Raw genomic sequence first — 22,575 nt, 5'->3', positions numbered from 1 at the left:
ATGACGCCGTGGGACGAGCTGCCTTGCGCCGTGGTGATCACGGCTGCAACGGGCCGCGTACTGGACGTCAACTCTGAGCTTCTGATCCTGGCGGGCGGCTCGCGCGAGAGCCGCATCGGTGCGTCGATCGAAGACCTGCTGCCGCCCGCCGGCCGCATCTTCTTGCAAACCCATGTGTGGCCGACCCTGCTGCGCGATGGGCGCATTCAGGAGATTCACCTGCAGCTGAGCTGCGCCGACCGCACGCGCGTGCCCGTGCTGTTGAATTGCAGGCTGGGTGCGCATCTGGGCCAGCCGGCGTACTACTGGACCCTGTTTGCCGCGCGAGATCGCCACCGCTTCGAGGCCGAACTGGTCGAGCAGCGCAATCTGGCGGAAGCGACGAATCGAGCACTCGTCGAGAGCCAGCGCTTCATCAAGGCCATCACGGACGCCATTCCAGGGCTGGTCGCCTACTGGGACAAGGATCTGCGCTGCCGCTTCGCCAACAAAGCGTATGAGGACTGGTTTGGACGGCGCCCCGATGAGTTGCTGGGTGTGTCGCTGAGAGACCTGCTGGGCGAGCATGTGTTCGGCTTGAATGCGGTCTACATCGAAGGCGCGCTGGCGGGCCAGGAACAACAGTTTGAGCGCCAACTGACCAAAGCCGACGGCAGCATCGGCCACACCTGGGCTCACTACATACCGGACGTCGTCAACGGGGAGGTTCAAGGCTTCTTCGCGACAGTCAGTGATGTCACCGCCCTCAAGTCGACGCAGCTCGCACTCGAAGAGGCGCAGAGACTGGGGCAGACCGGCAGTTGGAGCTGGCGTGTGGACGGTGACCGGGTCGTCTGGTCGCCGCAGATGTATGCCATCTTGGGCTGCGACCCGAAGGCGCCCGCCCCAAGCTTCGCAGAGCAGGCCAGCCTCTACGAAGCGCAGGACTACGCCAGGCTCGGCGAACAGGTGGGGCGCACGCTGCAGACCGGCGAGCCTTACACCTTGGAGCTTCGCTACCGTCAGCCCAGCGGCCAGGGCGGCTGGCTGGAGGCCCGCGGCGAAACCGTTCGCGGCATGTCGGGCCAAATCACCGGCCTGCGCGGGACCGTCCAGGAAATCACGCAGCGCCGCGAACAGCAACTGGCGCTGGAACTGGCGCAAGACCGCTTGCAAGCGATGTACGAAACCACGCCGGCCATGCTGCATTCGATCGATGCCCAAGGCCGCTTGCTGCACGTCAGTGATGCCTGGCTGGCTTGCCTGGGCTACCGCCGCGAGGAGGTGATCGGGCGGCCGTCCGCAGACTTTTTGACTGAAGAGTCCCGCATTCACTCGGGGCAAGAGGTTCTTCCTCGTTTCTTTGCGACCGGCCGCTGCGACGACGTGGCGTATCAGATGGTGACGCGGACGGGCGAGCTCGTGGATGTGCTGATGTCGGCCATCCTCGAGCGCGACGAGGAAGGCCAACCGGTTCGCAGTCTGACCGTGGTGCAGAACGTGACGCTGCGTCGGCGTGCCGAGCGAGAACTCGCCAAGGAACACGAGCGCCTGCGCAATCTGATCGAAGGCACGAACGCTGGCACCTGGGAGTGGAACGTTCAGACAGGAGAGGTGATCGTCAACTCGCGCTGGGCCGCCATCCTGGGCTGGTCCGTCGAAGAGATCGGCGCTGTGACGAATCAGTTCCGCGCCGAGATTGCACACCCCGACGAACTGCCTCTGACGCGAAAGCTCCTGCGCGAGCATTTCAAGGGGAACAGTGACGCCTACGTGGCTGAGGTGCGCCTTCGCCACCGCGACGGTCATTGGATCTGGGTCGAGGACCGCGGGCGGCTGATCACGCGCACGGCAAACGGACGCCCGGAATGGGTGTTCGGCATCCAGATCGACATCACCGAGCGCAAACGCCGCGACGAGGTCGTGCTGCGCCTCAGCGCAGAGTTGGCGGAACAGCATGAATTGATGCGGGTCACCTTGGAGTCCATTGGTGACGCGGTCATCACGACCGACGCCGCAGGCTTGATCAACTGGCTCAATCCCGTGGCCGAGCGGATGACGGGCTGGCTGTCCTCGGAGGCGCTGGGCCGGCCGCTGCTGCAGGTCTTTCAGATCCTCAACGAAGAAACCCGCGAACCCGCACCTGATCCGGTGGCCGCATGCATGGCCGAAGGCCGCATCGTCGGCTTGGCCCACCAGACGATCCTGATCTCGCGGGACAACACCGAGTACGGCATCCAAGACTCTGCCGCCCCCATCCTGAACGCGCAGGGAGAGATGCTGGGCGTCGTTCTGGTGTTCCATGACGTCAGCGAGCAGCGGCGCTTGAGCGGCGAGATGACCTATCGCGCCACCCACGACGCGCTGACCGGCTTGGTCAATCGGGCCGAGTTTGAGACTCGCATGCTGCGCACGCTGCGCCAAGCGCAGGAGAACGACAGCCATCACGCGCTGATGTACATCGATCTGGATCAGTTCAAACTGGTCAACGATGCCTGCGGCCATGCGATCGGCGATCAGCTGCTGCAACAGGTCAGCAAGCTGCTGGCCGATGCCGTGCGCACTCGCGACACCCTGGCTCGCCTCGGCGGTGATGAGTTCGCGATCATCCTGGAACACTGCACGATGGAGCAGGCGAATCGCGTCGCTCAAAAGATCTGCGACCGCATGGATGATTTCCGCTTCGTCCACGAGGACCGGCGCTTCCGCATTGGCACCAGCATCGGCCTTGTGCCCGTGGACAAGCGCTGGTCCAGCACCGCGGCCATCCAGCAGGCCGCGGACACCTCGTGCTACGCCGCCAAAGAAGCAGGTCGAAATCGTGTCCACGCCTGGTTCGACAGCGACGCCGCCATGCGCGCCCGGAGCCACGAGATCCAGTGGACCTCCAGAATCGAGAGCGCGCTGGATGGCGATGGTTTCGAGCTGTTCGCGCAACGCATCGAATGCCTGAAAGGGCAGGCGCAAGGCATTCATGCTGAGGTCCTGCTGCGCATGCGCAACGCGGATGGAACCCTGGTTCAGCCTGGCTCCTTCCTGCCAGCGGCCGAACGTTTTCATTTGGTCTCGCGGGTGGATCGTTGGGTGCTGAGCCGATCGGCGCAGTGGCTGCGAAACCTGGCTTCGCCCGAGCGCATCGAGAGTCTGAGCGTCAACCTCTCAGGCCAGTCGGTCGGAGACCGGGCCTTCCATGCCTGGGCCTGCGAACTGCTCGCCCAGCTGGGTCCCGCGGTCTGTTCCAAGCTGAGCCTTGAAATCACCGAAACCGTTGCGGTGACCAACCTCGCCGACGCGGCGGTCTTCATCGAGCAGGTCAGAGCAGCCGGGGTGAAGGTTTCGCTGGACGACTTTGGTGCGGGCGCCTCCTCCTTCGGCTATCTGAAGGCCTTGCCGGTGGACTACCTCAAGATCGACGGACAGTACATCCGCACCTTGGTCAGTGACCCGCTGAACGACGCTGCAGTTCGCTGCTTCATCGATGTCGCGCGGCTCATGGGCTTGAAGACCGTGGCCGAGTTCGTGGACAAGGCGGACGTGTTGGATCGCCTGCAGGCCATCGGGGTGGACTATGCGCAGGGCTATCTTCTGCACCAACCCGAGCCCATCAGCGGCTTGCTAGAAGCCAGGGCACAAGCAGTCACCTGAAGAACAAAGAATCGCTGCGCCACGCTCATGAATCTGGTCGCGCGCCTGGCGAAGAACAAGGCTTGAATGGAGCAGCGGGCGGGCGGGCCAGTGTGAGAATTTCTGGCCTGAGCTTCCCCCTATACGCTCCGCACCTCAGCGCCTTCTACAAGCCCCGTTTGGACGGACATGTCTTCGATTCCCTTTCCGACCCGCGCCGCCACGTCCCTCGTACTCATCGGCGCTCTGGCCCTGGGCGCGTGGTTCTGGTGGCCCGCCAGCAACGACACCGTGCCGATGCCCAAAGAAGAACAAGCCATGGCGACAGCGCCCAAGGCGTAAGCGTCCGGCCAACCCGTCTTGACGACAATGTCGAGGTCAGCCCATCGAGGTCGGCTGCCAGCGATGCGGCAGCAACTCGGCGACGCGACTGGCCGGCGTCGTCGGCAGCCGCTCCAACACATCGCGCAGATAGGCGTAGGGGTCAAGCCCGTTGAGCTTGGCCGAGTGGATGAGGCTCATCACGGCCGCAGCCCGCTTGCCCGCACGCAGGCTGCCGGCGAAGAGCCAGTTCTGCCGCCCCAGCGCAATCGGCCGGATGCGGTTCTCCACCCAGTTGTTGTCGATGGGCAGATCGCCGTCGTCCAGGTAGCGCGTCAGCGCCGCCCAGCGTTTGACGCTGTAGTCGATGGCCTTGGCCGTGGCCGAGCCGTCGGGTACTTTCTGCCGCTGCAGCCGCAGCCACTGATGCAGTGCGTCGGCGACGGTCCTGGCCTGGCTCCGGGCTTCAAGCCTGGCCTCGCTGCCGGCATCGACCACGCTGCGCTCGATGTCGTAGAGCTGGCCGAAGAACTTCAGCGCCTGCTCGCCGACCTGGCTGCCGTGGTTGGCCCAGAGCTCGTGGAACTTGCGCCGGGCGTGCGCCATGCAGCCCACTTCCGTCACGCCCCGCTCGAAGCAGGCCTTGTAGCCGGCGTAGTCGTCGCAGATGAGCTTGCCTTGCCAGCCGGGCTGGTCGTTCGCCCCCGACAGGCCCAGGAAGTCGCGCGCATGCTGGCCTCCCCGGCTGTCGGCGAAGTCGAAGACGACGGCCTGCAAGGCGCTGAACTGCGTGGTGCAGTAGCTCCACAGGTAGGCGCGATGCGTCTTGCCGTCCCTCAGCTGCGCCTGCTTGAGCATGGCCACCGGCGTCTCGTCCGCGTGCAGCACGCCCTGACGCAGCAACTCGGCGCTCAGCGCATCGACGAGCGGCTGCAACTGCACGCCGCATTCGCCCACCCACTGCGCCAGGGTCGAGCGCGCGATGGCGTGCCCGGCTCGCTCGAAGATGGCTTCCTGGCGGTACAGCGGCAGGTGGTCCAGGTACTTGGCCACCAGCACTTGCGCCAGCAGCCCTGTGGTGGGCAGGCCCTTGTCGATGACGTGCGGATCGACCGGCGCCTGCACGATGCGCTCACAGCACAGCATTTGCACACCCACTTGCCACGGACATGGCGCTCGACCGTGAAGACGCCGGGCTGGTAGTCCAACTTCTCGGCCACGTCTTCGCCGATACGCTGCATCGGCGTGCCGCAGCCGCAGGTGGTGTCTGTGGGCTCGTGGCGAACCTCGCGGCGCGGCAGGTGCGCCGGCTGCTTCTCGCGCCGGGGCTGCTGGCGCTCGCTCGCCGCCTTGCCTGGCTGCAGGGCCTCGATCTCCGCCGCCACCGCCGCCAGATCGCTGTCCAGGGTCTCGTCCAGCAGGCTCTTCTGCTCGGCGCAGAACTTCTCGCTTTGCGCGGCGAACTTCAACCGCTTGAGGATGGCGTTCTCGTGCGTGAGCTTGTCGATGACGACCTGCTTGAAGGCCGCATCGGCCCGCGCCGCGCGCAAGGCGGCGCGCAGTTGCTGGACATCGAGGGCGTCAAGGTCGTCGGCGATCACGCAGGGCATCGTGCCTGGCCAGGCCACCCCTGGCCATCGGCAGATGCCGCAATGGACGAGCAGTCCTACAGCACGGTGATGACGCCGGCCTCGCCGATGCGCTGCCAGGGCAGGCCCAGCACCAGCGCGTCCAACTGCGCCTTGGTGAGCGCCAACATGCCGCCGTGTTGGGGCCAGATGAAGCGGCCGGCATTCAGGCGCCGGGCCGCCAGCCATATGCCGATGCCGTCATGCACCAGCGCCTTCATCCGGTTGGCACGTCGATTGGCGAACAGGTAGGCGTGGTGTGGCCGGGCTTCGCCGAAGACCAGGACCACGCGGCTCAGCGCCGTCTCGGTGCCAGCGCGCATGTCCAGTGGCTCGCAGGCCAGCCAGATCGCGTCCACCCGGATCACCGCAGCAGCTCGCGGGTCCAGGCGGCGAAGTCCGCCGCGGCGCTGGCCGGCCAGCTGACGTTCATCGTGAGCGAACCGCGGCGCAGTTCAACGCGGATGTCTGCCGGTGCCTTGTCAGGCACGGCCATTGCTGCAAGCGGCAAGGCGATGAACTCGCCTGTTCCGCCGAGGGACTCGGCCTTGCCGCCCTCCCGGGCTATTTGCCGCCAGCGGTGCACGACATTCGTGTTGATGCCATGGGCCATCGCCACCTTGGCCACCGACATGCCCGGCTCGCGGCATTCGGCCAACACCTGCGCCTTCGTCGCCGCGCTGTAGCGCCGTCTCGTGTCTGTCTTCTCGCTCGTCATCGTGTCCACCTAAGCTACGTGGACACGATCCTTCCCGTTCCGCACGACGGATTCAAGATGACTTGGCTGGACGCTTACCCCAAGGCAGCGGAAGCCGTGCTCGCAGCGCCTGCGGCCTTGCCTGTTGGCAACGCTGCCTTGGCGGCCTCAGCGCCCGGGGAGCAGGCACGGCGGCCTGAGGCTTCACCGATTGGCTCGGAGGGCTACGGCCCGCACATCGACCGCGCCCGTGACGGCGCAAGCCCCAAGGCCGCATGGCAAGCTGTGGCCTGGCTGCAGGCTTGCCGCCAGAACGCCTCGGATCTGCAGGCCTACCAGCAAGCGAGAGACGACGGCGCCGTACCTGAGGTCATGACGCGGCTGATCGTTGAAGCACAGGCCGAAGCGCGCCGCTGCCAGACCGTCACGGCGCCACACCAGGCCTTGCTGCCAGAGCTGGCCTTGCGGGCGATGCGCGGCGGCATCGCCGGTGCGGGCGCGGCCTATGCCGGCGATCAGGGTTTCGAGCAGGCCGACGCGGCCCTGCAAGCAGAGCTGCGCAGTGCGATCCGGCGCGACGCCAATGCAGGCGAACACATGACCCTGATCAATGCGGGGCTCTCGGACGCCGCCTGGGGCCTCAGCTACGAGGAGCGGCTCAGCTATCTGCTCGCCTTCGGTCTGCTCTCCGCGGGCGGGCCGCAGCACCTGCAAGCCCTCGGCAAGAGCGGCCAGATCAAGATGCCCGCACCCAACAGCGCGCAGGCCGCCGCCGCCCAGGCCGCGGCGCAGAAGATTGCAGACGCCGCCAAGGCGAAGGCGTCTGTAGGTCCTTGATCTCGCCGGCAGGAACTGAGGGCCTGCCCGCCCGCGAATGGTTGGGTTCGGCTGAAAGCCGATTGGCGCAGACGTTCTAGGCACCCTGCCGATACTGCCCCCGATAGCCCTGCGGCGTGAGCCCCGTCGTCTGCTTGAACATGCGGTGAAGAGCCGCCTCGTTGCTGAAGCCCAGATCTTCGGCCAGGCGCTTCAGCGGCTCGGGGCCGCGCGAGAGGCGCTCGGCCACCTGGCGCAGCTTGACGCGGCGCAGCCAGGTGGCGACGGGCAGGCCGGTGGCAGCTTGCACATGTCGGCTCAGGGTGCGCGGTGACAGCTTCAGCGCCGCTGCGGCGGCCGCCACGGTCAGCGCCTCGGCCGGGGTGCGCTGGGCCCAGAGCAGCAGCTCGCGCAACCAGGGCTCGCGCAGGGCCATCAGGCTGACCGCGGCAAAAGCCGGGTGGCGCTGGCGCGGCTGGGGCAGCATCAAGACCTCCTGCACCTCGCGCAGGCTCTCACTCTCCATTCGGCGCGCCAGCTGATCCAGCATCAGGGCCAGGTAGCCGTTGGCACCGGCCGCAGTGACCGTGCGGTCGCTGTCCACCAGGGCCTCGTCGAACTGCCAGGCCACCTGCGGGAACAGCGCTTGCAGATGGGGCGCCAGCCACCAGGTGGCCGTGGCCGCCTGACCCTGCAGCCGGCCGCTGGCGGCCAGCAAGGGCACGCCTGCGCAATAGCTCCAGAGCGCGCAGCGGGCAGGCAAGGCGCGCAGGGCGGCGATCTCGGCACGGCGGGCCTGCAGGGTCTGTTGCAAGCCTTCCAGGGAACTGACCCAGAGGCCGGGCAGCAGCAGAGCATCGAGTTCATCCGCGCTGTCGACCAAGGCGCCCTCGGGAGTCAGCGTCGGCCCGCCCTCGATTCCACCACTGATTCCATTCACCGACCGGCCATCCACCGTCAACCAGCGCCAGCGCATCAACTCCCGGCCGGCGCGCAGATGGGCCGCGCGCAGCAAGTCGGCCACGGCGAACAGTCCGGCCGGCATGCAGCCCTCGAACAGCAGCAGGCCCAGGGTGAAGGGTGGGCTTGCGGCCGTGCGGCGAATTGAAGATGGCATGAATGGCAAATTTAATTTCCGATTCAGCCATTTTGCGATCAGGCTGAACTTTCAACAATGGCGCCATCCCCTCTCACACCGGCCCGCCATGAAGATCACCCAGCTCCGCAATGCCACCGTCGTGCTCGAGTTCCACAGCCAGGGTCAGGACATCACGTTCCTGGTCGACCCCATGCTGGCCGAGGCCAGCGCCCTGCCCGCCCTGCGCTACTTCGGCGGCCAGCGCCGCCGCAACCCGCTGGTGCCGCTGCCGCCCGGCAGCCAGGCCCTGCTGGGCCGCGTCAACCACGGCCTGATCACGCATTGCCAGCGTGGCCACTTCGACCATCTGGACCGCGCCGGCAAGCGCTGGCTGCGCGAGGCCGCCGTGCCCGTGCTGGCCATGCCGCGCGACGCCGCCTACCTGCGCCAGCGCGGCCTGCAGGTGCAGGCCCTGCAAGGCCCGGGCCGCCAGCCTCTGCTGCCCGCCCAACTCAGCGGCGCCTTCATCACGCCGATTCCCTGCGTGCACGGCCGCGGCATGGCCGGCCTGCTGATGGAGCATGGCCATGGCTATCTGATCGAGGTGGCCGGCGAGCCCAGCGTCTACCTGGCCGGCGACACGGTGATGTGCGCGCCGCTGCGCGATTGCCTGAGCACCCTGCGCCCCGATGTGGCGGTGCTGCCGGCCGGCGGCGCGCGCTTCGACCTGGGCGCCGAGATCCTGCTGACGCCCGAGGCCCTGATCGAGGCCGCTGCGCTGTGCCCGGGCACTCAAATCGTCGCCAACCATCTGGAGGCGCTGGACCATTGCCCGGGCACGCGGGCGCGGGTTCGAGAGTTGGCGCGGGCGGGCGGGATGCAGGATCGGGTCTGGGTGCCCGAGGATGGTGACACGCTGAGCTTCCAAGCCCGCGCAATCACAAACGACGAGCGACTCAGTCCTTCAGGTACTTGTCATAAATCGCCTGAAAGCGACCCGATTCCTTCAGCTGCTTGAGACCCTGGTTGAAGTCATCGCGGATTCGGGGGTCGCGGAAGACCGGGCGGTAATCCTGCGGGTTGAGCTTGACGAAGGCGGTTTCGTCCACCGGCTGCAGCTCGGTGAAGCCTTCGCTTTTGAGTTGCAAAGCGAAATACTTGAAGATGTTGCGGTCGCTGAGCACCACGTCGTAGCGGCCCAGCATCAGGGTCTTGACCTGAACCGACTGGTCGTTGATCTCGGTGTAGAGCCCGGCGCGGCGCACCGGCTCCAGCCACTCGGGATAGCGCTTGATCGCCCCGGCAAAGGACACCACGCTCAAGCCCTTCAGATCCGCAGGCGTGCTGATCTTGATCTGGCGCCGGCTCAGGGTGATGAAGACGTTGTCGTAGAGCACGGCCGGGTCGGCATAGTGGCCGCCTGCGCTGCTGAGGTCCTGGCCCAGGTCGGTCATGACCGCATCGACCGTGCCATCGCGGAAGGACACCGGGATGCGCGCAAACGGGAAGTACAGGGGCTTGAGCTGGTGGCCCTTGTAGGCCAGTGCAGCGCGAATCACCTCCAGCTCGATGCCGCTGTCGGTCTTGGGGAAGCAGAACGGCGGGATCTTCTCGCCAAAAGCCATGCGCACTTCGGCGGCTTGGGCGGGGCCATCGGGACACAGCAACAGTAGCGGCCCTATCAACAACAAGCACGCCGGCCAAAGCCGCGAGGCCTGGCCGCTACGGCCCGAATCGCGCACGCGTTTCAGCATCCTCATCATGGAGCGAGCCTTCCACCAGGGTTGAACTCAAGGCCTCGGTGGAAGGCTATCACGGCCGCCGCGCTTCAGGACGGCAGGGCATCCCCTGAACGTGGACGCGAGCGTCCGCCAGCCAGCAGGACCGCCGCCAGACCCAGGCCCAGCAAGACGGCACTGGCCGGCTCAGGCACGGGCTGGGCCTCGAAGGCCACCTCGCTGAGCATGGTGGCGGTGTCGTGGCGCAGGACCTGCAGCTGCAGGCTGCTGCCGACAAAGCCGGGGCCCAGATTCAGCACCGAGGCAAAGGGCGCGTCGCCAGCCGGGTCGATGATGTCAAAGCTCTGCGACTGGCCGCCCACCGTGACGATGAAACCGCGCGGTGTGGCGACATTGCCATAACCGTTGGCATCGTCGTGCCAGATGGTCAGCTGGCTGAAGACCAGGGATTCGCCGAAGTGGAAGGTGATGACCGGGTCCATGGCCGACCAGCCGACGTAGGGGCCCGTGCCTTCGAGGTTCTCGACCCGGTCCCAGCGCTCGGTGGCGATGATGCCGTCGGTCAGGTCGCCCAGTCCGCCGCTCAGCGGCGCGAAATCGAGCTGGGTGTTGCCGCTGCCGCTGTAGCCGCGGTCCCAGTAATTGAAGCTGCCGCCGCTGGCGGTGCCGTAGCCATTGGGCATGTCGTAAGTGGTGGGCGACACCGGCGCGGCCAGCGCCGCGGCGCTTGAAAGGGCCAGCAAGGCGGTGGCGCTGACTAGCAGGCGGCGGAAGGTCGGGCGACGAGCAAGAAGACGGTTCATGGTGAACTCCTGTGTGGATGCGTTGTGGAACTGAAGTCAAAGGAAGTGGAATGAATGAATGAACGAGGAAGGAGCCCCGCTCCGCCCTCTGCCACTCCTTCAGTCCTTACGCATTCCGCCGCCCACAGCGGCCACACAGAGATCGACAAACTAGGGGTGCACCCCGCTCCAGCGCCGCAGCAGCAGCAAGACCAGCAGCATCGAGCCGCCCGTCGCCAGACCCAGGCCCAGCGAGGCCGGGCTCAGCGCGGCGAAGCGGAACACCTCGCGCAGCGGCGCCAGCCAGAACACCGCGGCCAGCAACACGGCGGTGGCGGCCAGCACCTGCCAGAGCACGCGGTTGGGCCGCAACAAGGCCTCGCGCCAGCGCCCGCTCAGGCTGCGGCTGGCCAGGATCAGGGCGATATTGCAGCTGACCAGGGCCAGGAAAGCCGTGCCCCGCACCGCCTCCTGGCTCATCGGGCCACGGCCAAGCAGGACGGCGTACAAGCCGCCCACCACCGCCAGGATCAGCGCGCCCTGGGCCACGCTCCAGGCGATCAAGCGGCCTGAGAACAGGGGCGCGGCCGGGTCGCGCGGCGGCCGGCTCATCACATCGGCCTCTTCTTCTTCGGCCTCGAAGACGATGGAGCAGACGGGGTCGATCAGCAGCTCCAGAAACGCAATGTGCACCGGCGAGAGCAGAAGCGGCCAGCCGAACAAGAGCGGCAGCAGCGACAGGCCGGCAATCGGCACATGCACGGCCAGCACAAAGGCCATGGCCTTGTGCAGGTTGTCGTAGATGCGGCGGCCCAGGCGGACTGCGCCGACGATGGCCGAGAAACGGTCGTCCAGCAGCACCAGGCTGGAGGCCTCGCGAGCCACATCGGTGCCACGCCCGCCCATGGCAATGCCGATGTGGGCGGCCTTCAGCGATGGGGCGTCGTTGACCCCGTCACCGGTCATGGCCACCACCTCGCCCTGCGCCTTCAGCGCCTCGACGATGCGCAGCTTCTGCTGCGGCTTGATGCGCGCGAACACGCTGGCACCCGCCGCCAGGCGCTGACGTAGGGCTTCATCGGACAGCTGGGCCAGCTCCGGCCCGGTGATGACGGGCTGGGCCACATCCAGGCCGGCCTGGCCGGCGATGGCGCGCGCCGTGGCCGGGTGGTCGCCGGTGATCATGAGCACGCGCAGGCCGGCGGCGCGGCATTGGGCAATCGCCTCGGGCACCTCGGGGCGCAGCGGGTCGGCAAACGCCAGCAGCCCCAGGAAACGCAGGCCGGCGAAGCCCTGCGGCCCGGCCGGCCAGGGCGGACCCGGCAGCGCTGCATCGGCGCAGGCCACGCCCAGCACGCGCAGGCCGCGCTCGGCCATGGCCTGCGTCTCGGCCGCCACCTGGGCGCGCTGCGCCTCGCTCAGGCCGCAGAGTGCCGCCACCGCCTCGGCCGCGCCCTTCAGCGCCAGGCGCGAGCCGGCCAGGCCCTCGCCCTGCCAGACATGGCCCATGGCCGGCAGCTCGGGGCTGAGCCCGTACTCATGCACCAGGCGCCAGCCGGGGTGGCGGCGCTCGGGGGGCAGCTGGGTCTCGGCCAGGCTGTGCAAGGCACGCTCCATCGCGTCGATGGGCGCGATCTCGCTGGCCAGCACGGCCACGTCCAGCATGTCCATCAAAGCCTCGGGCAGCGCCTGCCCGCCTGCGGCCACCCAGCGCACAGGCGTCTCGCCGAGCGCGGCCAGCTCGGCCACGGCCATGTCGTTGACGGTCAGCGTGCCGGTCTTGTCGCTGCACAACACGGTGGCGGCGCCCAAGGTCTCGATGGTGGCGGCGCGGCGCGCCAGCACGCGCTGCTGCGACAGGCGCCAGGCGCCCATGGCCATGAACACCGTCAGGATCAGCAGGAACTCCTGCGGCAGCATGGACATGGCCAGGGTGATGCCGGCCAGCACGCCGCCCAGCCATTCGCCGCGCAGCAGGCCGAAGAGCAGCAGCACCAGCACGCTCAAGGCCAGGCCCAGGATGGAGAACAAGCGCACCAGGCGACGCGTCTGCTGGTGCAGCGGCGTGGGCGGAATCTCGATCTCGGCCAGCGAGCTGCCGATGCGGCCGATCTCGCTGCGCACGCCAGTGGCCGTCACTCGCGCCAGGCCCTGGCCACCCACCACCAGCGAGCCGGCAAACACCCGGCCGGCCTCCTGCTCGGCGCCGGCGCGCTTGTCCACGGCCAAGGATTCGCCACTGAGCAGGGATTCATCGGTCTGCAGGTCGTGGCTGCTGAGCAGCAGCGCATCGGCGGCCACCCGGTCGCCCTCCTCCAGCAGCAGCAGATCACCACACACCACCTCGCGGCCGGCGATGCGCTGCGCCTGGCCGCCGCGCCGCACCAGGGCGCGCGGGCTGGTCAGGTCGCGCAGGGCCTCCAGAACCTGGGCCGTGCGTTGCTCCTGGCTGACGCTGATGATGACCGTCAGCAACACAAAGGCCAGCAGCATCAGCGCCTCGCCGCGATTGCCCAGCAGCAGGTAGATGGCGCCGGCCGCCAGCAGCAGCTGCAACATGGGCTCGCGGATCAGCTCGGCCAGGATGTGCCAGACCGTGCGGTGCTGGGGCGGGCTCAGCTCGTTGGGCCCGTCCTGGGCCAGACGGCGCGCCGCCTCGGCGGGGCTCAGACCTTGCTGGCTGTCGTCGTCAAGGGCCGGGGGCGCTGGATGTGGCTTCATCCCCTCAGAGTATGGCCAGGGATGTGACCGCGGCATGTAGGAGAGCGCCGCGCTGGGACATGCCAGCCAACTTCAGATAGCGCTAAGCAAGCGCGCGCAGCATGGAGGCATTGCCTCAGTCAGGACCCGCGCCATGCCCCGTTTCCCCAAGATCAAGCGCCATTTGCTACGGCCCCTGCTGTTGGGGGCCGCCCTCCTCGGCACCAATCTGGCCCGCGCCGCCACCCCGGCCGAGCTGCTGGATGGCTATGTGGCCGCGGCCCAGGCGCCGGCCGATGCCCGCCGCGGCCAGGCGTTTTTCACCCAGCGCCACGTTGCGGAGTGGAGCTGCGCCTCCTGCCATCAGGCTGTGCCGACGCGGGCGGGCCTGCACGCCGGCACCGGCAAGGAGATCGGCGCCCTCGCACCGGCCTTCAACCCACGGCGTTTCAGCGAGCCGGCCAAGGTGGAGAAATGGTTCCGCCGCAACTGCAAGGACGTGTTGAACCGCGAGTGCAGCGCCGGTGAAAAGGCCGATGTGCTCGCCTGGCTGATGACGCTCAAACCCTGAACCGAAAGGCTCACCCATGAACACAAGCACCGCCCGACTCCGCCGGCTCGCCTTAATCGGCCTGGCCCTGGTGGCGCCGCTCTGCCCCGCCGATGAAGGCCGGCGCCTGAAGGTGCCGCTGCTGCCTGCCTACCAGCAGGAATGCGCGGCCTGCCACATCGCCTACCCGCCGGGGCTCTTGCCGGCGGCGTCTTGGCAGCGCATCAGCCAGAACCTCGGCAAGCACTACGGCAGCGATGCCTCGCTGGACCCCGCCACCGTGGCGCAGCTGAGCCAATGGCTGAGCGCCAATGCCGCCACAGGCATGCGCAGCCGCGAGTCGCCACCCGAAGACCGCATCACCCGCAGCGCCTGGTTTGTGCGCGAGCACGATGAAGTGCCGGCCGCCACCTGGAAGCGCGCCTCCATCAAAAGCGCTGCCCATTGCGCCGCCTGCCACGGTGACGCTGAACAAGGAGATTTCAATGAACACCGCATCCGCATTCCCAAGTGAGGGCGACACCGGCTCGCCCGCCCCGGCGCCGCAGCGCCGCGTCATCGACGCACCGACGCGCGCCCTGCACTGGCTGCTGGCCTTGAGTTTCAGCGGCGCCTACCTCTCCGCCGAGAGCGAGCGCTGGCATCTGCTGCACATCACCCTGGGCTACACCGCCCTGGGCCTGGTGCTGGCGCGCCTGCTGTGGGCGCTGCTGGGGCCACGCCGGGTGCAGGCTTCCGTCTGGTGGGGCAAGGTCCGCACGCTGCCGGCGCAGCTGCAGGCCTGGCGGCAGGGTCGCGGCTCGGTGCCGGCGGGCTTTCAGGCCCTCAATGCGGTGCTGGTGCTGGGGCTGCTGGCCACGCTGATGCTGGCCACGCTCAGCGGCATGGGCCTGGAGCTGGAATGGTGGAGCGCGAGGGCCGAATGGCTGGACGAGGCCATGGAAGAAGGCCACGAGCTGATGGGCAATCTGGTGCTGGCCCTGGCACTGGCCCATATCGGCCTGGTGCTGGGTGTCAGCCTGCTGCGGCGCCAGAACCTGGCCGGCCCCATGCTCAGCGGCAAGGCCCCCGGCCGCGGCCCGGACCTGGTGCAGCGCAATGGCGGGCTGCTGGCCACGCTGATCGTCGCCGCGGTGCTGGGCTTCTGGGCCTGGCAGTGGCAGCAAGATGCACCATGGGGCGCGGGCCCCGACCGAGACCGGGCCAGCAGCTCACAGGGCCACGCCGAGGCCAAGGCCGGAAGCCATGACGACGACGATGATGACGACTGAATGAATGAGAGAAAGAAGCGGTAGGCCGGCGATCCCGGCCCGTCCGTCACATCAGGCTTGAGCGGCTGGAGCCCCGCGCCCCGCGCCCTGCGCGGCGCCGGCTGCCCGCCAGGGCCAGCAAGGCGATGCCGCTCAGCGCCACGGTGCCAGGCTCGGGCACGGCATTGCCGAAGACCTGCACGTTCACATCGCTGGTGAAGGCGCCGCCGACGCAGCCGGCATCCTGGCCGGTGCAGGCAAAGCCGGTGAAATCGGCGGTGCCGGGAATGCTGTCGCTGAGTTTGAACAGGCGGTAGCGGTCGTCGGCACCGGGTTGCGGCAGGCCGCTCAGGGCGGCGTTGCTGGCATGGGCAAAGGTGCCGCGGCCACCGTCCAGATCGATGCCGAACTGCACCAGGGTGTTGGACGCGAAATGCAGGCCCAGGTTGTCGAAATCCACGCGGTAAAGCGCGCGCGGACCCTCGGGGCTGTCGAAGGTGCTGCCATCGACATAGGCCACGCGGGTGGCGCTGATGCTGGGGCCGCTGCCGCTGCCCGGGGTGGCGTCGCTGCCGCTGCTCAGGTTGGAGAAGGCCAGGCGCTGCAGGCCGTCGCCATCGGCGTCGCCGATGTAGAAGGACAGCGAGCGGTACAGATCGCCCAGAAAACTGTCGGTGGCGCCGCCCACCACCCAGGTGCTGATCTTGCTGACGTTCCAGCCGAGCAGGCTGTTGCCGAGCTGGAAGTCATCGCCCGCGAACTCGCGCGGTGCGCCCGCATTGACGGCGGTGTTGCTGCGCGGGCTGCCGGCCGGGCTGTTCAGATTGGCCGTGGGCAAGCCGCGATCCACCAGCAGCGTGGGCGTGGCCAGGGCGCTGCCGGCGCTGCCCAGGAAGAGGCTGGCGGCGGCCAGGGCACCGAGGGCCAGGCGGCCGGGCATGGCAGCAAGAGAAAAGGCGTTCTTCATCATCGTCATCGGGGCACTCCATCCACTCGGGGGATTCTCGTCATCAACAAGGGCAAGGGCGGCAGCCTCATCAGCGCCGAACCGGCCGGATTCAGGCGCTGGCGGGCGGCGACCCCGGCCTCTGCAGCGAGGGTATCGCCTGGGGCCGCGCTTGTCCCCCCTAGGTCATGGGAAAAACCCGGCCTTTTCACCACGGTTCGCCCCCGGGGGCAGCGGTGGGAACAGGGTCAGGTCTTGCTCGATCTAGGTGTCGCCGCAGCCGGGCGAATCTCGACCGTGGCCTTGAGCGTCAAAGGCACGCCCTTGCGCAGCGAGCACACGCCCACCACCGAGCGCACATGGCGGCCCCGCACCGGGCCGAAGACCTGGTGCAGCAGATCCGAGGCGCCGTCCAGCACCTCGGCATGGGCCTCGAACTCGGGCACGGTGTGAAGCGAACCCTGCAGCTCGACGAACTGGACCACCTCGTCGAGCGAGCCGAGCTCGGCCCGCAGCGCCGCAATCAGCTCCAGCGCCGCCGAGCGCGCGAAGGCATAACCCTGCTCGGCGCTGAACTCGCGGCCCAGCTTGCCGCGCGGCAATACCCCGTCCACCGGCGACGGTGCCTTGCCGGACAAGAACAGCCAGGGCCCGCTGCGCAGCGCAGCCACATAGTTGCCGGCCGGCGCGCTGCTTGGGGGCAGGACCAGGCCCAGCTGGGCGAGACGTTGTTCGGTGCTCATGGGTGGGTGAATGCGTGATTGGGTGAACGGGTGAAGGAGTGAAGATGCGTGCTCAATCGGCAGGGCTGGGGTCAGGGCTGCGGATCAGCTCGCGCCAGGCGTCGGCGCCGATCCAGCGCGCGCTGGGCTCGGGGCGCTCGCGCAGGCGCTTCGCGATGAGCAAAGCCCGGGCGCGTAGCACCGGGTTGCGCTTGCCGATCTGGCGCAGGGCCCAGCTGACCGATTTCTTGACGAAGTTACGCGGGTCGGCCGCGGCGGCTTCGATTCTTGGAAATTGCTCGCTGAAGGCCTCGTCCGAGCAGGCCTTGTCATGCACGGCCAGCACCGCCAGCAGCGAAAACGCCGCCCGCTTGACGAACTCTGCCTCGTCCTCCGCCCAGACCTCGATGCGGCCCCAGGCCAGCGGCGTGCGCCGAAAGGCGTTCAGGCAGGCCTGATCGCAGACGTCCCAGGACTCCATGCTCTGCGCCCAATGGTCCATCTCGGCCGCACTCAGACGCTCCGGCTCTGCCAGCAAAGAAGCGAGGATCTGCGCCTCCGGAATGCCGCTGTCCCAGAGCGCCAGCGCCAGCGCATGGTCCTGGCCCAGCGCCTTGCCCAGACTGCGCAGCGTGGGCACCGCCAAGCCCAGGCGCTTGGCCCCGGTCAGCCCGAAGCGCGCCATGCCCGCCAACTGCTCGGGCCGCGCCTCGGCCCGCAAACAAGCCAAGGTCTTTTCCAGGCGTTGCGGGAGGGAATCGCGAGAGGGTGAAGGCGGCACGATTCGGAGCTGGGGTTTGGCGGGCGGCATGGTGGGCTGGGATTCGCTGGCTGGGGCTCCATCATGCAGGGGAACAAGGAGTCTGCGTCGCCCGGGACCGCAGACGCCACGCGGACAGCTGCGCTGGGTAGATCACCCGCGTCAAACTCGATTCATTTCCAGCACGTAGACTGTCCATGCCACTTGACGTTATGGCCCGGCAAAGTCGGCTTTCACCCGATCTCCCATCCTTGGTTGGTTCGCCACAGCCGGGCACCGTCACCCTACCCTGTCCTGTCCCCGGGAGGCCCACATGATCATCGTCACCACATCGTTCAGCTTGCCAAGGCCGCTCAGCGGCGAAGAAGCACGCCAGATCTTTCTCAGTACCGCTCCCAAGTACCTGGGCGTGCCTGGCCTGCTCCGCAAGCACTATGTGCTGTCCGAAGACGGCCAAACCGCGGGGGGCGTCTACTTGTGGAACTCTCGCGCCGAAGCCGAATCGATGTACACCGAGGCCTGGCGCGTGTTCGTTCGCGAGAAGTACCAAACCGAGCCTGTCGTTCGCTATTTCGAGAGCGCGGTCACGGTTGACAATGGATCGAATCAGATCAGCGCTTGAGGGCCATCGGGGTCAAACGTGCGGTGGAGAGAGAAAGCACACGCCTCGGTCGCGGGCGGTGCGAAGAACACGGGCCTTCCTCGATCCGTATCGGCCCCCGTGTTTTCCCATCGTTCAATCAAAGCCCTGACCTTCTGCCCCACACTCAACCAGCGGAGTTCCCATGAAAATCACCGTCACCACCCTCGTCCCCGCTCCCCTGCCTGCGGTCTGGCTGGCCTACACCACGCCCGAGGACATCAAGGTCTGGAACACCGCCTCGCCGGATTGGCACACGACCGCGGCCACCGTCGACCTGCGGCCGGGCGGCAAGTTTTCTTCGCGCATGGAGGCCAAGGACGGCTCCTTTGGTTTTGATTTCGCGGGCGAGTACACGCACATCGCACCGCATCAGCGCATCGAGTACGTGTTTGGCGACCGCAGCGGCATCGTCGAGTTCAGCGAGAGCGCCGCAGGCGTCCAGGTGACGGTCACGTTCGACGGCGAGACCACCCACTCGGAAGCGCAGCAGCGCACGGGCTGGCAAGCCATCCTGGACAACTTTGCGCGCCATGTGAAGGGCAAGCTGGCGGCGGAATGAGCCCCAGCCCTATCGGGCGAGAATCACCGCAACATGACCGAACCGAGCAGAGCCCGAGGAAAGGCAGCTGACCCACCATGCAACAGGTGATCCATCACATCCCACCCCGCGCAGCCGCGCGCATCGTGGCCGCCGTCGGCGGAGCGCTGGCCTTGGCCGGCATGCTTCTGGCCGGCCTGCTGAGCATCTGGCTGCCCGGTGTCGCCACGTTCCACAACATGCCCATGGCTCTGGCCTTGTTCCTGGTGCCGGTCGGCTGGTGGCTGAGCCTGTACCTGAGCACCTGGATCGTCTGCGGCATGTACAACCTGTGCGCCCGTCACTTCGGCGGCATCACTCTCGTTCTGGACGACGCCACCGCGGTTCAGCGTCCGCGCTGAGGGCATGACATGGCCGACAGGCTGCCCGCATGAGAAGCCTTGCGCTGATCGTTGGGGGCCTGTTCGCCCTTGTTCACCCCGCATGCGCCCAGCAGCCCGAACGCCATCCCCCGGCCGGCATGGTGGGCGTGCTGCGCTGGCCCGGGCTGTTCGGCGCCGATCCCTGCGACCCGACGCCGGCCAAGCCTGTCCCGATCTTTGCAAAACCTCGGGCCAAGGTGCCCATCGGCACGCTCGAGCTCGTCCGCGCGGCGAAGCCTGAACCGGAGGGCGGTTGCAGCAGCGGGCGAGTTGTGGGCCTGCGACGGTATGGTGCCCCGCAGGCCGAGGCCCTGCCGACGATCGAGATCGAGTACGAGCAGCCGGCCGCCATCGCCATCGCAAGATCGGGCCCCTGGTGCCAGCTGCTCCTGCGCTCGGGCAGCGCCTGGGTCCATGAATCTTGCGAAACAGGCTTCATCTCGCTCGAAGCGCTCTGGGCCGACAAGCCCTGGCTCTACCTGCTGGAGGGCGCCATCGAACAGGCGCGCAGCCAGCCGGGCAACTCAGGGCAGAGCCTGCAGATTGGCGATCGCGCCAAGGCCCCGGCCTTGCGCTCGGCCCATGTGCTGGGCCGCCGCATCGTGGATGGGCAGACCTGGCTGCATCTGGCCGCAAGCGGGGTGAAGGAATGCGAGCGCAGCCCCCTGCCGGATGAAGTGTTCGAGCTGTGGCTGCCGCTGCGGAATGCGGCCGGCCGGCCGAACCTCTGGTTCCACGCGCGTGGGTGTTAGTTCGCGAGCCCTACAGCGCCTGCCGGTAGCGTTGACCTTTGAAGCGCAGCACCAGCTCGCGCGTGCCGATTTGTTCGAGTACATGCTCGGGGCCGAGCTTGGCGCCTTCGCGCAGCACCTCGCCATTAGCGATCACGAAACGGCTGGCCGGGTCTTCGGAATAGACGGAACCGCTGATCGCCAGCTTGGGCAGCTCGCGTCGCAGGCTCTCGGGCAACTCGGCCAGGCGCGGGATGGGCGCGGCCTCCGTGGGCGCGCTGGCCTTGGCGGCCAGCACTGGGGCGGAAGCGGAGGGCTTGAGCGCGGTGACGGGCGGCGCGATGACGGGCGCCGGGGCCGCAAGCGGCGGAGGCGGCAGCGTTGGGACCGCAATTCGTGTGGATGTCGGCGCTGATGCCGGCAATGTTGGGGCAGTGCCAGCGACGGCTGGCAGCGGCGGCGCCTCGGCACGCTGCTGCTGCTGCGGCAGCTGACCGACAGGCCCACTGACAGGTACATCCGCCGGGCTGCTGCCGCCGGCCCACCAGCTGCCCACGCCGACCCCCACCAGCAGGAGCACAACGACGGCGCCGCCAGCGGCCCAGAGCCGCCCTCGGCGCGGGCTCAGAGCAGCGCCCACCGCGGCGGCGCCGCCTGCGGGTGGCTGGGCGTGCAGGCCGGGGACCTGGCCGCGCTCGCGTTCGCGGTCGGCTTCGGCACGGCGCAGGGCGTCGAGGATGTAGGACATGGCGGCTCGTTTGATCTCTCTTCTATCGTTCGTTCGGTCGTCCGCTGCGTTCAGCGCGCTGGCGCCAGCCGCGGCTCGTCCACACCCGCGGCGCGGTTGAGTTGCATCAGCGTGATCGGGCCGACGCGGCCGTCCGGCTGCAAGCCCTGACTGGCTTGGAAAGCCTGGATGCGCGGGCTCAGCTCGGCCCAGCCGGGCAGCACAGCGGAAGCGGCAGCAGGGGCGCCGCCCGGCACGGCGCTGCGACTCAGGGCGTCCAGCTGGCCGGCCAGCCATTCGCGCAAGGGCCCGGCATTGGCGGCCCGCTCGGCATAGCCCGGCGGCGCGCGCCACAAGGTGCTGAACTCACCGCGCCAGGCGCTGGCCAGCTCCGCCAGCGCCAGCCGGCGCGGCCGGCCGTCCACCCACAGCGTCAGCTCCTGCCCGTCCAGGCCCACCAGCGCGGCCAGGGCCGGCGCCTGGCCCGGGCGCTGCAGGGTCAAAAGCACCGGCCGGTCCATCAAGCGGATCAGGGACAGGCTGCCGCTGACGCTGCGGTAGCACTGCAGGCCTTGCAGGGCGGCCGCGTCACAGGGTTTTGCCTCGTTCGGCGCCAGGGGCAAGCCCCAGCGCTCGGCCAGCGCGGCCCAGGCGCCAGCATCGGATGGCGTCCAGTCGGCCAGTTGCAGCGGCTCGGCAGTTGGCCGCTCGGGCGGGGGCATGCTGCTGGCAGCCGAGGCCGGCGGCGCCGCGGCGCTGGCGGCGGCCGGGACCGAGGAGGCCGCGGCAGAAGCCGGAACTGAAGGGGTCGCAGCCAACAAAGCCGCCGAGCTGGCGGCTTGTTTTCGTCCTGCCGAAGATTGCGTTTGCACGGCCCAAGTCAGCCCGGCGCCGACCAGCACCACCGCCGAGAGCACCGCCAGGCCGAACCCCAGACGCGGCAACCCGCGCCCCGGGCTGGCCGGCGGCGCATCGAACACCTCAGCCGCGGCCTGGCGCACGATGGCCGGCGTGACCTTGGCCTGGCTGCCGGCATAGGCCCCCAAAAGCGCGCGATCACAGAGCAGGTTGATGCGGCGCGGCACGCCGCGGGTCAGGCGGTGAACCCTGCGCAGGGCGGCGTGATCCAGGGGCAGCGGTCCGGTGAGGCCGGCCACTTTCATGCGGTGCTGGATGTACTGGGCCGTCTCGGCCTCGGACAGGGCGCCCAGGTGGAAGCGCGCAATCACGCGCTGGGCCAACTGCTCCAGCTCCGGCCGGGCCAGCATGCCGCGCAGCTCGGGCTGGCCGATCAGCACCACCTGCAGCAGCTTGCGCGTGGCGGTTTCGAGATTGGTCAGCAGGCGCAGCTGCTCCAGCACATCGGCCGAGAGGTTCTGCGCCTCGTCGATGATCAGGACGTTGTTGCGACCGGCGGCGTGCTGGGCCAGCAGGAAAGCGTTGAGCGGGTCGAGGTAGTCCTTGACCGTCTGCGCGCCCGCGGGCACCGGCACATGGAACTCGTCGCAGATGGCCTGCAGCAGCTCGCGCACCGTGAGCTTGGGGTTGAAGATGTAGGCGACGTTGCAGTTCGGCGGGATCTGCTCCAGAAAGCAGCGGCAGACCGTGGTCTTGCCGGCGCCGATTTCGCCGGTGAGCAGCACGAAGCCGCCGCCGCCCTCCAGGCCATAGAGCAGATGGGCGAGGGCCTCGCGGTGGCGCTCGCTCATGAAGAGGTAATGCGGGTCCGGCGCGATCGAGAACGGGGCGTGTTTCAGGCCGAAATAGGACGCGTACATGGGGCGGCAGGATAACCGCTGCCTCGGCCGGCGCCGGGAATGGCCAAGCCACCCGCTTCGGCCGCCTGCGGTGCGATAAGCGCATGGCATGCGCCACAAAACGCCTAAGCTCAGGAGCGCCCCGCATAGGCAGGTTTTGCGCAG

At 68.2% G+C, this 22,575-nt stretch carries 22 protein-coding genes and 1 pseudogene; 11 read left to right on the top strand and 12 right to left on the bottom strand.

What is annotated here, in order from left to right; all coding sequences use genetic code 11:
* Positions 1–3,624: a bifunctional diguanylate cyclase/phosphodiesterase gene (locus tag C1O66_RS16240; protein WP_102768838.1), complete on the top strand. Its 3,624-nt coding sequence runs from the start codon at positions 1–3 to the stop codon at positions 3,622–3,624.
* A 168-nt stretch (positions 3,625–3,792) separates the two neighbouring features.
* Positions 3,793–3,945 (top strand): hypothetical protein, encoded by a 153-nt coding sequence (locus C1O66_RS23950; protein ID WP_165794640.1) that lies wholly within the window; start codon positions 3,793–3,795, stop codon positions 3,943–3,945.
* Between the two features lie 36 nt (positions 3,946–3,981).
* Here C1O66_RS23950 and tnpC read toward each other — a convergent pair.
* The 3 genes and pseudogenes from tnpC to C1O66_RS16225 all read right to left on the bottom strand — a co-directional run bounded on the left by tnpC (position 3,982) and on the right by C1O66_RS16225 (position 6,270).
* Positions 3,982–5,534: pseudogene (gene tnpC, locus C1O66_RS16235) on the bottom strand (IS66 family transposase).
* 56 nt (positions 5,535–5,590) lie between these two features.
* Complete coding sequence (gene tnpB, locus C1O66_RS16230) at positions 5,591–5,911, bottom strand: IS66 family insertion sequence element accessory protein TnpB (RefSeq protein ID WP_133155249.1); 321 nt, start codon at positions 5,909–5,911, stop codon at positions 5,591–5,593.
* A gap of 5 nt (positions 5,912–5,916) precedes the next feature.
* The gene (locus tag C1O66_RS16225) at positions 5,917–6,270 is read right to left on the bottom strand and encodes a transposase (RefSeq protein WP_102768836.1); all 354 of its coding nucleotides are present in this window, start codon (positions 6,268–6,270) and stop codon (positions 5,917–5,919) included.
* Positions 6,271–6,327: 57 nt separating this feature from the next.
* Between C1O66_RS16225 and C1O66_RS16220 the strand changes: the two genes are divergently transcribed.
* Positions 6,328–7,086, top strand: a complete 759-nt coding sequence (locus C1O66_RS16220) for a hypothetical protein (RefSeq protein ID WP_102768835.1) — start codon at positions 6,328–6,330, stop codon at positions 7,084–7,086.
* 76 nt (positions 7,087–7,162) lie between these two features.
* Here C1O66_RS16220 and C1O66_RS16215 read toward each other — a convergent pair whose 3' ends face one another.
* Complete coding sequence (locus C1O66_RS16215) at positions 7,163–8,182, bottom strand: GlxA family transcriptional regulator (RefSeq protein WP_102768834.1); 1,020 nt, start codon at positions 8,180–8,182, stop codon at positions 7,163–7,165.
* Between the two features lie 88 nt (positions 8,183–8,270).
* On the opposite strand from C1O66_RS16215, the gene C1O66_RS16210 reads away from it, so the two are divergent.
* Positions 8,271–9,161, top strand: a complete 891-nt coding sequence (locus tag C1O66_RS16210) for an MBL fold metallo-hydrolase (RefSeq protein WP_243392829.1) — start codon at positions 8,271–8,273, stop codon at positions 9,159–9,161.
* Here C1O66_RS16210 and C1O66_RS16205 read toward each other — a convergent pair.
* From C1O66_RS16205 to C1O66_RS16195, 3 genes are all read right to left on the bottom strand, one after another.
* On the bottom strand, positions 9,100–9,810 hold the full coding sequence (locus C1O66_RS16205; RefSeq protein WP_243392828.1) for a substrate-binding periplasmic protein: 711 nt from the start codon (positions 9,808–9,810) through the stop codon (positions 9,100–9,102). The genes C1O66_RS16210 and C1O66_RS16205 overlap by 62 nt on opposite strands.
* A 161-nt stretch (positions 9,811–9,971) precedes the next feature.
* Positions 9,972–10,685 carry a PEP-CTERM sorting domain-containing protein gene (locus tag C1O66_RS24115; RefSeq protein ID WP_108724349.1) on the bottom strand — a complete coding sequence of 238 codons (714 nt, stop codon included), beginning with the start codon at positions 10,683–10,685 and terminating at the stop codon, positions 9,972–9,974.
* Between the two features lie 150 nt (positions 10,686–10,835).
* Complete coding sequence (locus C1O66_RS16195) at positions 10,836–13,385, bottom strand: cation-translocating P-type ATPase (RefSeq protein WP_102768833.1); 2,550 nt, start codon at positions 13,383–13,385, stop codon at positions 10,836–10,838.
* A gap of 133 nt (positions 13,386–13,518) precedes the next feature.
* Between C1O66_RS16195 and C1O66_RS16190 the strand changes: the two genes are divergently transcribed.
* From C1O66_RS16190 to C1O66_RS16180, 3 genes are read left to right on the top strand one after another with little or no spacing between them, the layout of a single operon-like run.
* On the top strand, positions 13,519–13,935 hold the full coding sequence (locus tag C1O66_RS16190; protein WP_102768832.1) for a DUF1924 domain-containing protein: 417 nt from the start codon (positions 13,519–13,521) through the stop codon (positions 13,933–13,935).
* Between the two features lie 16 nt (positions 13,936–13,951).
* A complete protein-coding gene (locus tag C1O66_RS16185) occupies positions 13,952–14,428 on the top strand; it encodes a diheme cytochrome c (RefSeq protein WP_102768831.1) in 477 nt (158 codons plus the stop codon).
* The gene (locus C1O66_RS16180; protein ID WP_102768830.1) at positions 14,400–15,185 is read left to right on the top strand and encodes a cytochrome b/b6 domain-containing protein; all 786 of its coding nucleotides are present in this window, start codon (positions 14,400–14,402) and stop codon (positions 15,183–15,185) included. The genes C1O66_RS16185 and C1O66_RS16180 overlap by 29 nt, the downstream gene beginning before the upstream one ends.
* A 46-nt stretch (positions 15,186–15,231) precedes the next feature.
* Here C1O66_RS16180 and C1O66_RS16175 read toward each other — a convergent pair whose 3' ends face one another.
* The 3 genes from C1O66_RS16175 to C1O66_RS16165 form a co-directional block, all read right to left on the bottom strand.
* Positions 15,232–16,140 carry a PEP-CTERM sorting domain-containing protein gene (locus C1O66_RS16175; RefSeq protein ID WP_102768829.1) on the bottom strand — a complete coding sequence of 303 codons (909 nt, stop codon included), beginning with the start codon at positions 16,138–16,140 and terminating at the stop codon, positions 15,232–15,234.
* A 218-nt stretch (positions 16,141–16,358) separates the two neighbouring features.
* On the bottom strand, positions 16,359–16,853 hold the full coding sequence (locus C1O66_RS16170) for a RidA family protein (RefSeq protein WP_102768828.1): 495 nt from the start codon (positions 16,851–16,853) through the stop codon (positions 16,359–16,361).
* Positions 16,854–16,905: 52 nt separating this feature from the next.
* Complete coding sequence (locus C1O66_RS16165; protein ID WP_207795968.1) at positions 16,906–17,562, bottom strand: DNA alkylation repair protein; 657 nt, start codon at positions 17,560–17,562, stop codon at positions 16,906–16,908.
* Positions 17,563–17,905: 343 nt separating this feature from the next.
* Between C1O66_RS16165 and C1O66_RS16160 the strand changes: the two genes are divergently transcribed.
* The 4 genes from C1O66_RS16160 (at position 17,906) to C1O66_RS16145 (ending at position 19,947) form a co-directional block, all read left to right on the top strand.
* A complete protein-coding gene (locus C1O66_RS16160) occupies positions 17,906–18,214 on the top strand; it encodes a YdhR family protein (protein WP_102768826.1) in 309 nt (102 codons plus the stop codon).
* Between the two features lie 163 nt (positions 18,215–18,377).
* Positions 18,378–18,794, top strand: a complete 417-nt coding sequence (locus C1O66_RS16155) for an SRPBCC domain-containing protein (protein ID WP_102768825.1) — start codon at positions 18,378–18,380, stop codon at positions 18,792–18,794.
* Between the two features lie 77 nt (positions 18,795–18,871).
* Positions 18,872–19,174: a hypothetical protein gene (locus C1O66_RS16150; RefSeq protein WP_102768824.1), complete on the top strand. Its 303-nt coding sequence runs from the start codon at positions 18,872–18,874 to the stop codon at positions 19,172–19,174.
* 29 nt (positions 19,175–19,203) lie between these two features.
* Positions 19,204–19,947: a hypothetical protein gene (locus tag C1O66_RS16145; protein WP_133155247.1), complete on the top strand. Its 744-nt coding sequence runs from the start codon at positions 19,204–19,206 to the stop codon at positions 19,945–19,947.
* 10 nt (positions 19,948–19,957) lie between these two features.
* Here the strand turns inward: C1O66_RS16145 and C1O66_RS16140 are convergent, their stop codons facing one another.
* Positions 19,958–20,674 carry a general secretion pathway protein GspB gene (locus C1O66_RS16140; protein ID WP_102768822.1) on the bottom strand — a complete coding sequence of 239 codons (717 nt, stop codon included), beginning with the start codon at positions 20,672–20,674 and terminating at the stop codon, positions 19,958–19,960.
* A gap of 50 nt (positions 20,675–20,724) precedes the next feature.
* Positions 20,725–22,431: an ExeA family protein gene (locus C1O66_RS16135; RefSeq protein WP_102768821.1), complete on the bottom strand. Its 1,707-nt coding sequence runs from the start codon at positions 22,429–22,431 to the stop codon at positions 20,725–20,727.
* Positions 22,432–22,575: the final 144 nt, after the last annotated feature.

Origin of the sequence: Paucibacter aquatile, assembly GCF_002885975.1 — a bacterium.
In the GTDB taxonomy this organism is placed as follows: domain Bacteria; phylum Pseudomonadota; class Gammaproteobacteria; order Burkholderiales; family Burkholderiaceae_C; genus Paucibacter_A; species Paucibacter_A aquatilis.
This window is presented reverse-complemented; position numbering and strand designations above follow the sequence as displayed.

Excerpts from the sequence above, each read along its gene's own strand:
- C1O66_RS16135 (WP_102768821.1), bottom strand. The coding sequence starts at position 22,431 with ATGTACGCGTCCTATTTCGGCCTGAAACACGCCCCGTTCTCGATCGCG.
- C1O66_RS16240 (WP_102768838.1), top strand. The coding sequence starts at position 1 with ATGACGCCGTGGGACGAGCTGCCTTGCGCCGTGGTGATCACGGCTGCA.
- C1O66_RS16175 (WP_102768829.1), bottom strand. The coding sequence starts at position 16,140 with ATGACGATGATGAAGAACGCCTTTTCTCTTGCTGCCATGCCCGGCCGC.
- C1O66_RS16160 (WP_102768826.1), top strand. The coding sequence starts at position 17,906 with ATGATCATCGTCACCACATCGTTCAGCTTGCCAAGGCCGCTCAGCGGC.
- C1O66_RS16140 (WP_102768822.1), bottom strand. The coding sequence starts at position 20,674 with ATGTCCTACATCCTCGACGCCCTGCGCCGTGCCGAAGCCGACCGCGAA.
- C1O66_RS16170 (WP_102768828.1), bottom strand. The coding sequence starts at position 16,853 with ATGAGCACCGAACAACGTCTCGCCCAGCTGGGCCTGGTCCTGCCCCCA.
- C1O66_RS16155 (WP_102768825.1), top strand. The coding sequence starts at position 18,378 with ATGAAAATCACCGTCACCACCCTCGTCCCCGCTCCCCTGCCTGCGGTC.
- C1O66_RS24115 (WP_108724349.1), bottom strand. The coding sequence starts at position 10,685 with ATGAACCGTCTTCTTGCTCGTCGCCCGACCTTCCGCCGCCTGCTAGTC.
- C1O66_RS23950 (WP_165794640.1), top strand. The coding sequence starts at position 3,793 with ATGTCTTCGATTCCCTTTCCGACCCGCGCCGCCACGTCCCTCGTACTC.
- C1O66_RS16195 (WP_102768833.1), bottom strand. The coding sequence starts at position 13,385 with ATGAAGCCACATCCAGCGCCCCCGGCCCTTGACGACGACAGCCAGCAA.
- C1O66_RS16185 (WP_102768831.1), top strand. The coding sequence starts at position 13,952 with ATGAACACAAGCACCGCCCGACTCCGCCGGCTCGCCTTAATCGGCCTG.
- C1O66_RS16145 (WP_133155247.1), top strand. The coding sequence starts at position 19,204 with ATGAGAAGCCTTGCGCTGATCGTTGGGGGCCTGTTCGCCCTTGTTCAC.
- C1O66_RS16180 (WP_102768830.1), top strand. The coding sequence starts at position 14,400 with ATGAACACCGCATCCGCATTCCCAAGTGAGGGCGACACCGGCTCGCCC.
- C1O66_RS16190 (WP_102768832.1), top strand. The coding sequence starts at position 13,519 with ATGCCCCGTTTCCCCAAGATCAAGCGCCATTTGCTACGGCCCCTGCTG.
- C1O66_RS16225 (WP_102768836.1), bottom strand. The coding sequence starts at position 6,270 with ATGACGAGCGAGAAGACAGACACGAGACGGCGCTACAGCGCGGCGACG.
- C1O66_RS16220 (WP_102768835.1), top strand. The coding sequence starts at position 6,328 with ATGACTTGGCTGGACGCTTACCCCAAGGCAGCGGAAGCCGTGCTCGCA.
- C1O66_RS16210 (WP_243392829.1), top strand. The coding sequence starts at position 8,271 with ATGAAGATCACCCAGCTCCGCAATGCCACCGTCGTGCTCGAGTTCCAC.
- C1O66_RS16215 (WP_102768834.1), bottom strand. The coding sequence starts at position 8,182 with ATGCCATCTTCAATTCGCCGCACGGCCGCAAGCCCACCCTTCACCCTG.
- C1O66_RS16150 (WP_102768824.1), top strand. The coding sequence starts at position 18,872 with ATGCAACAGGTGATCCATCACATCCCACCCCGCGCAGCCGCGCGCATC.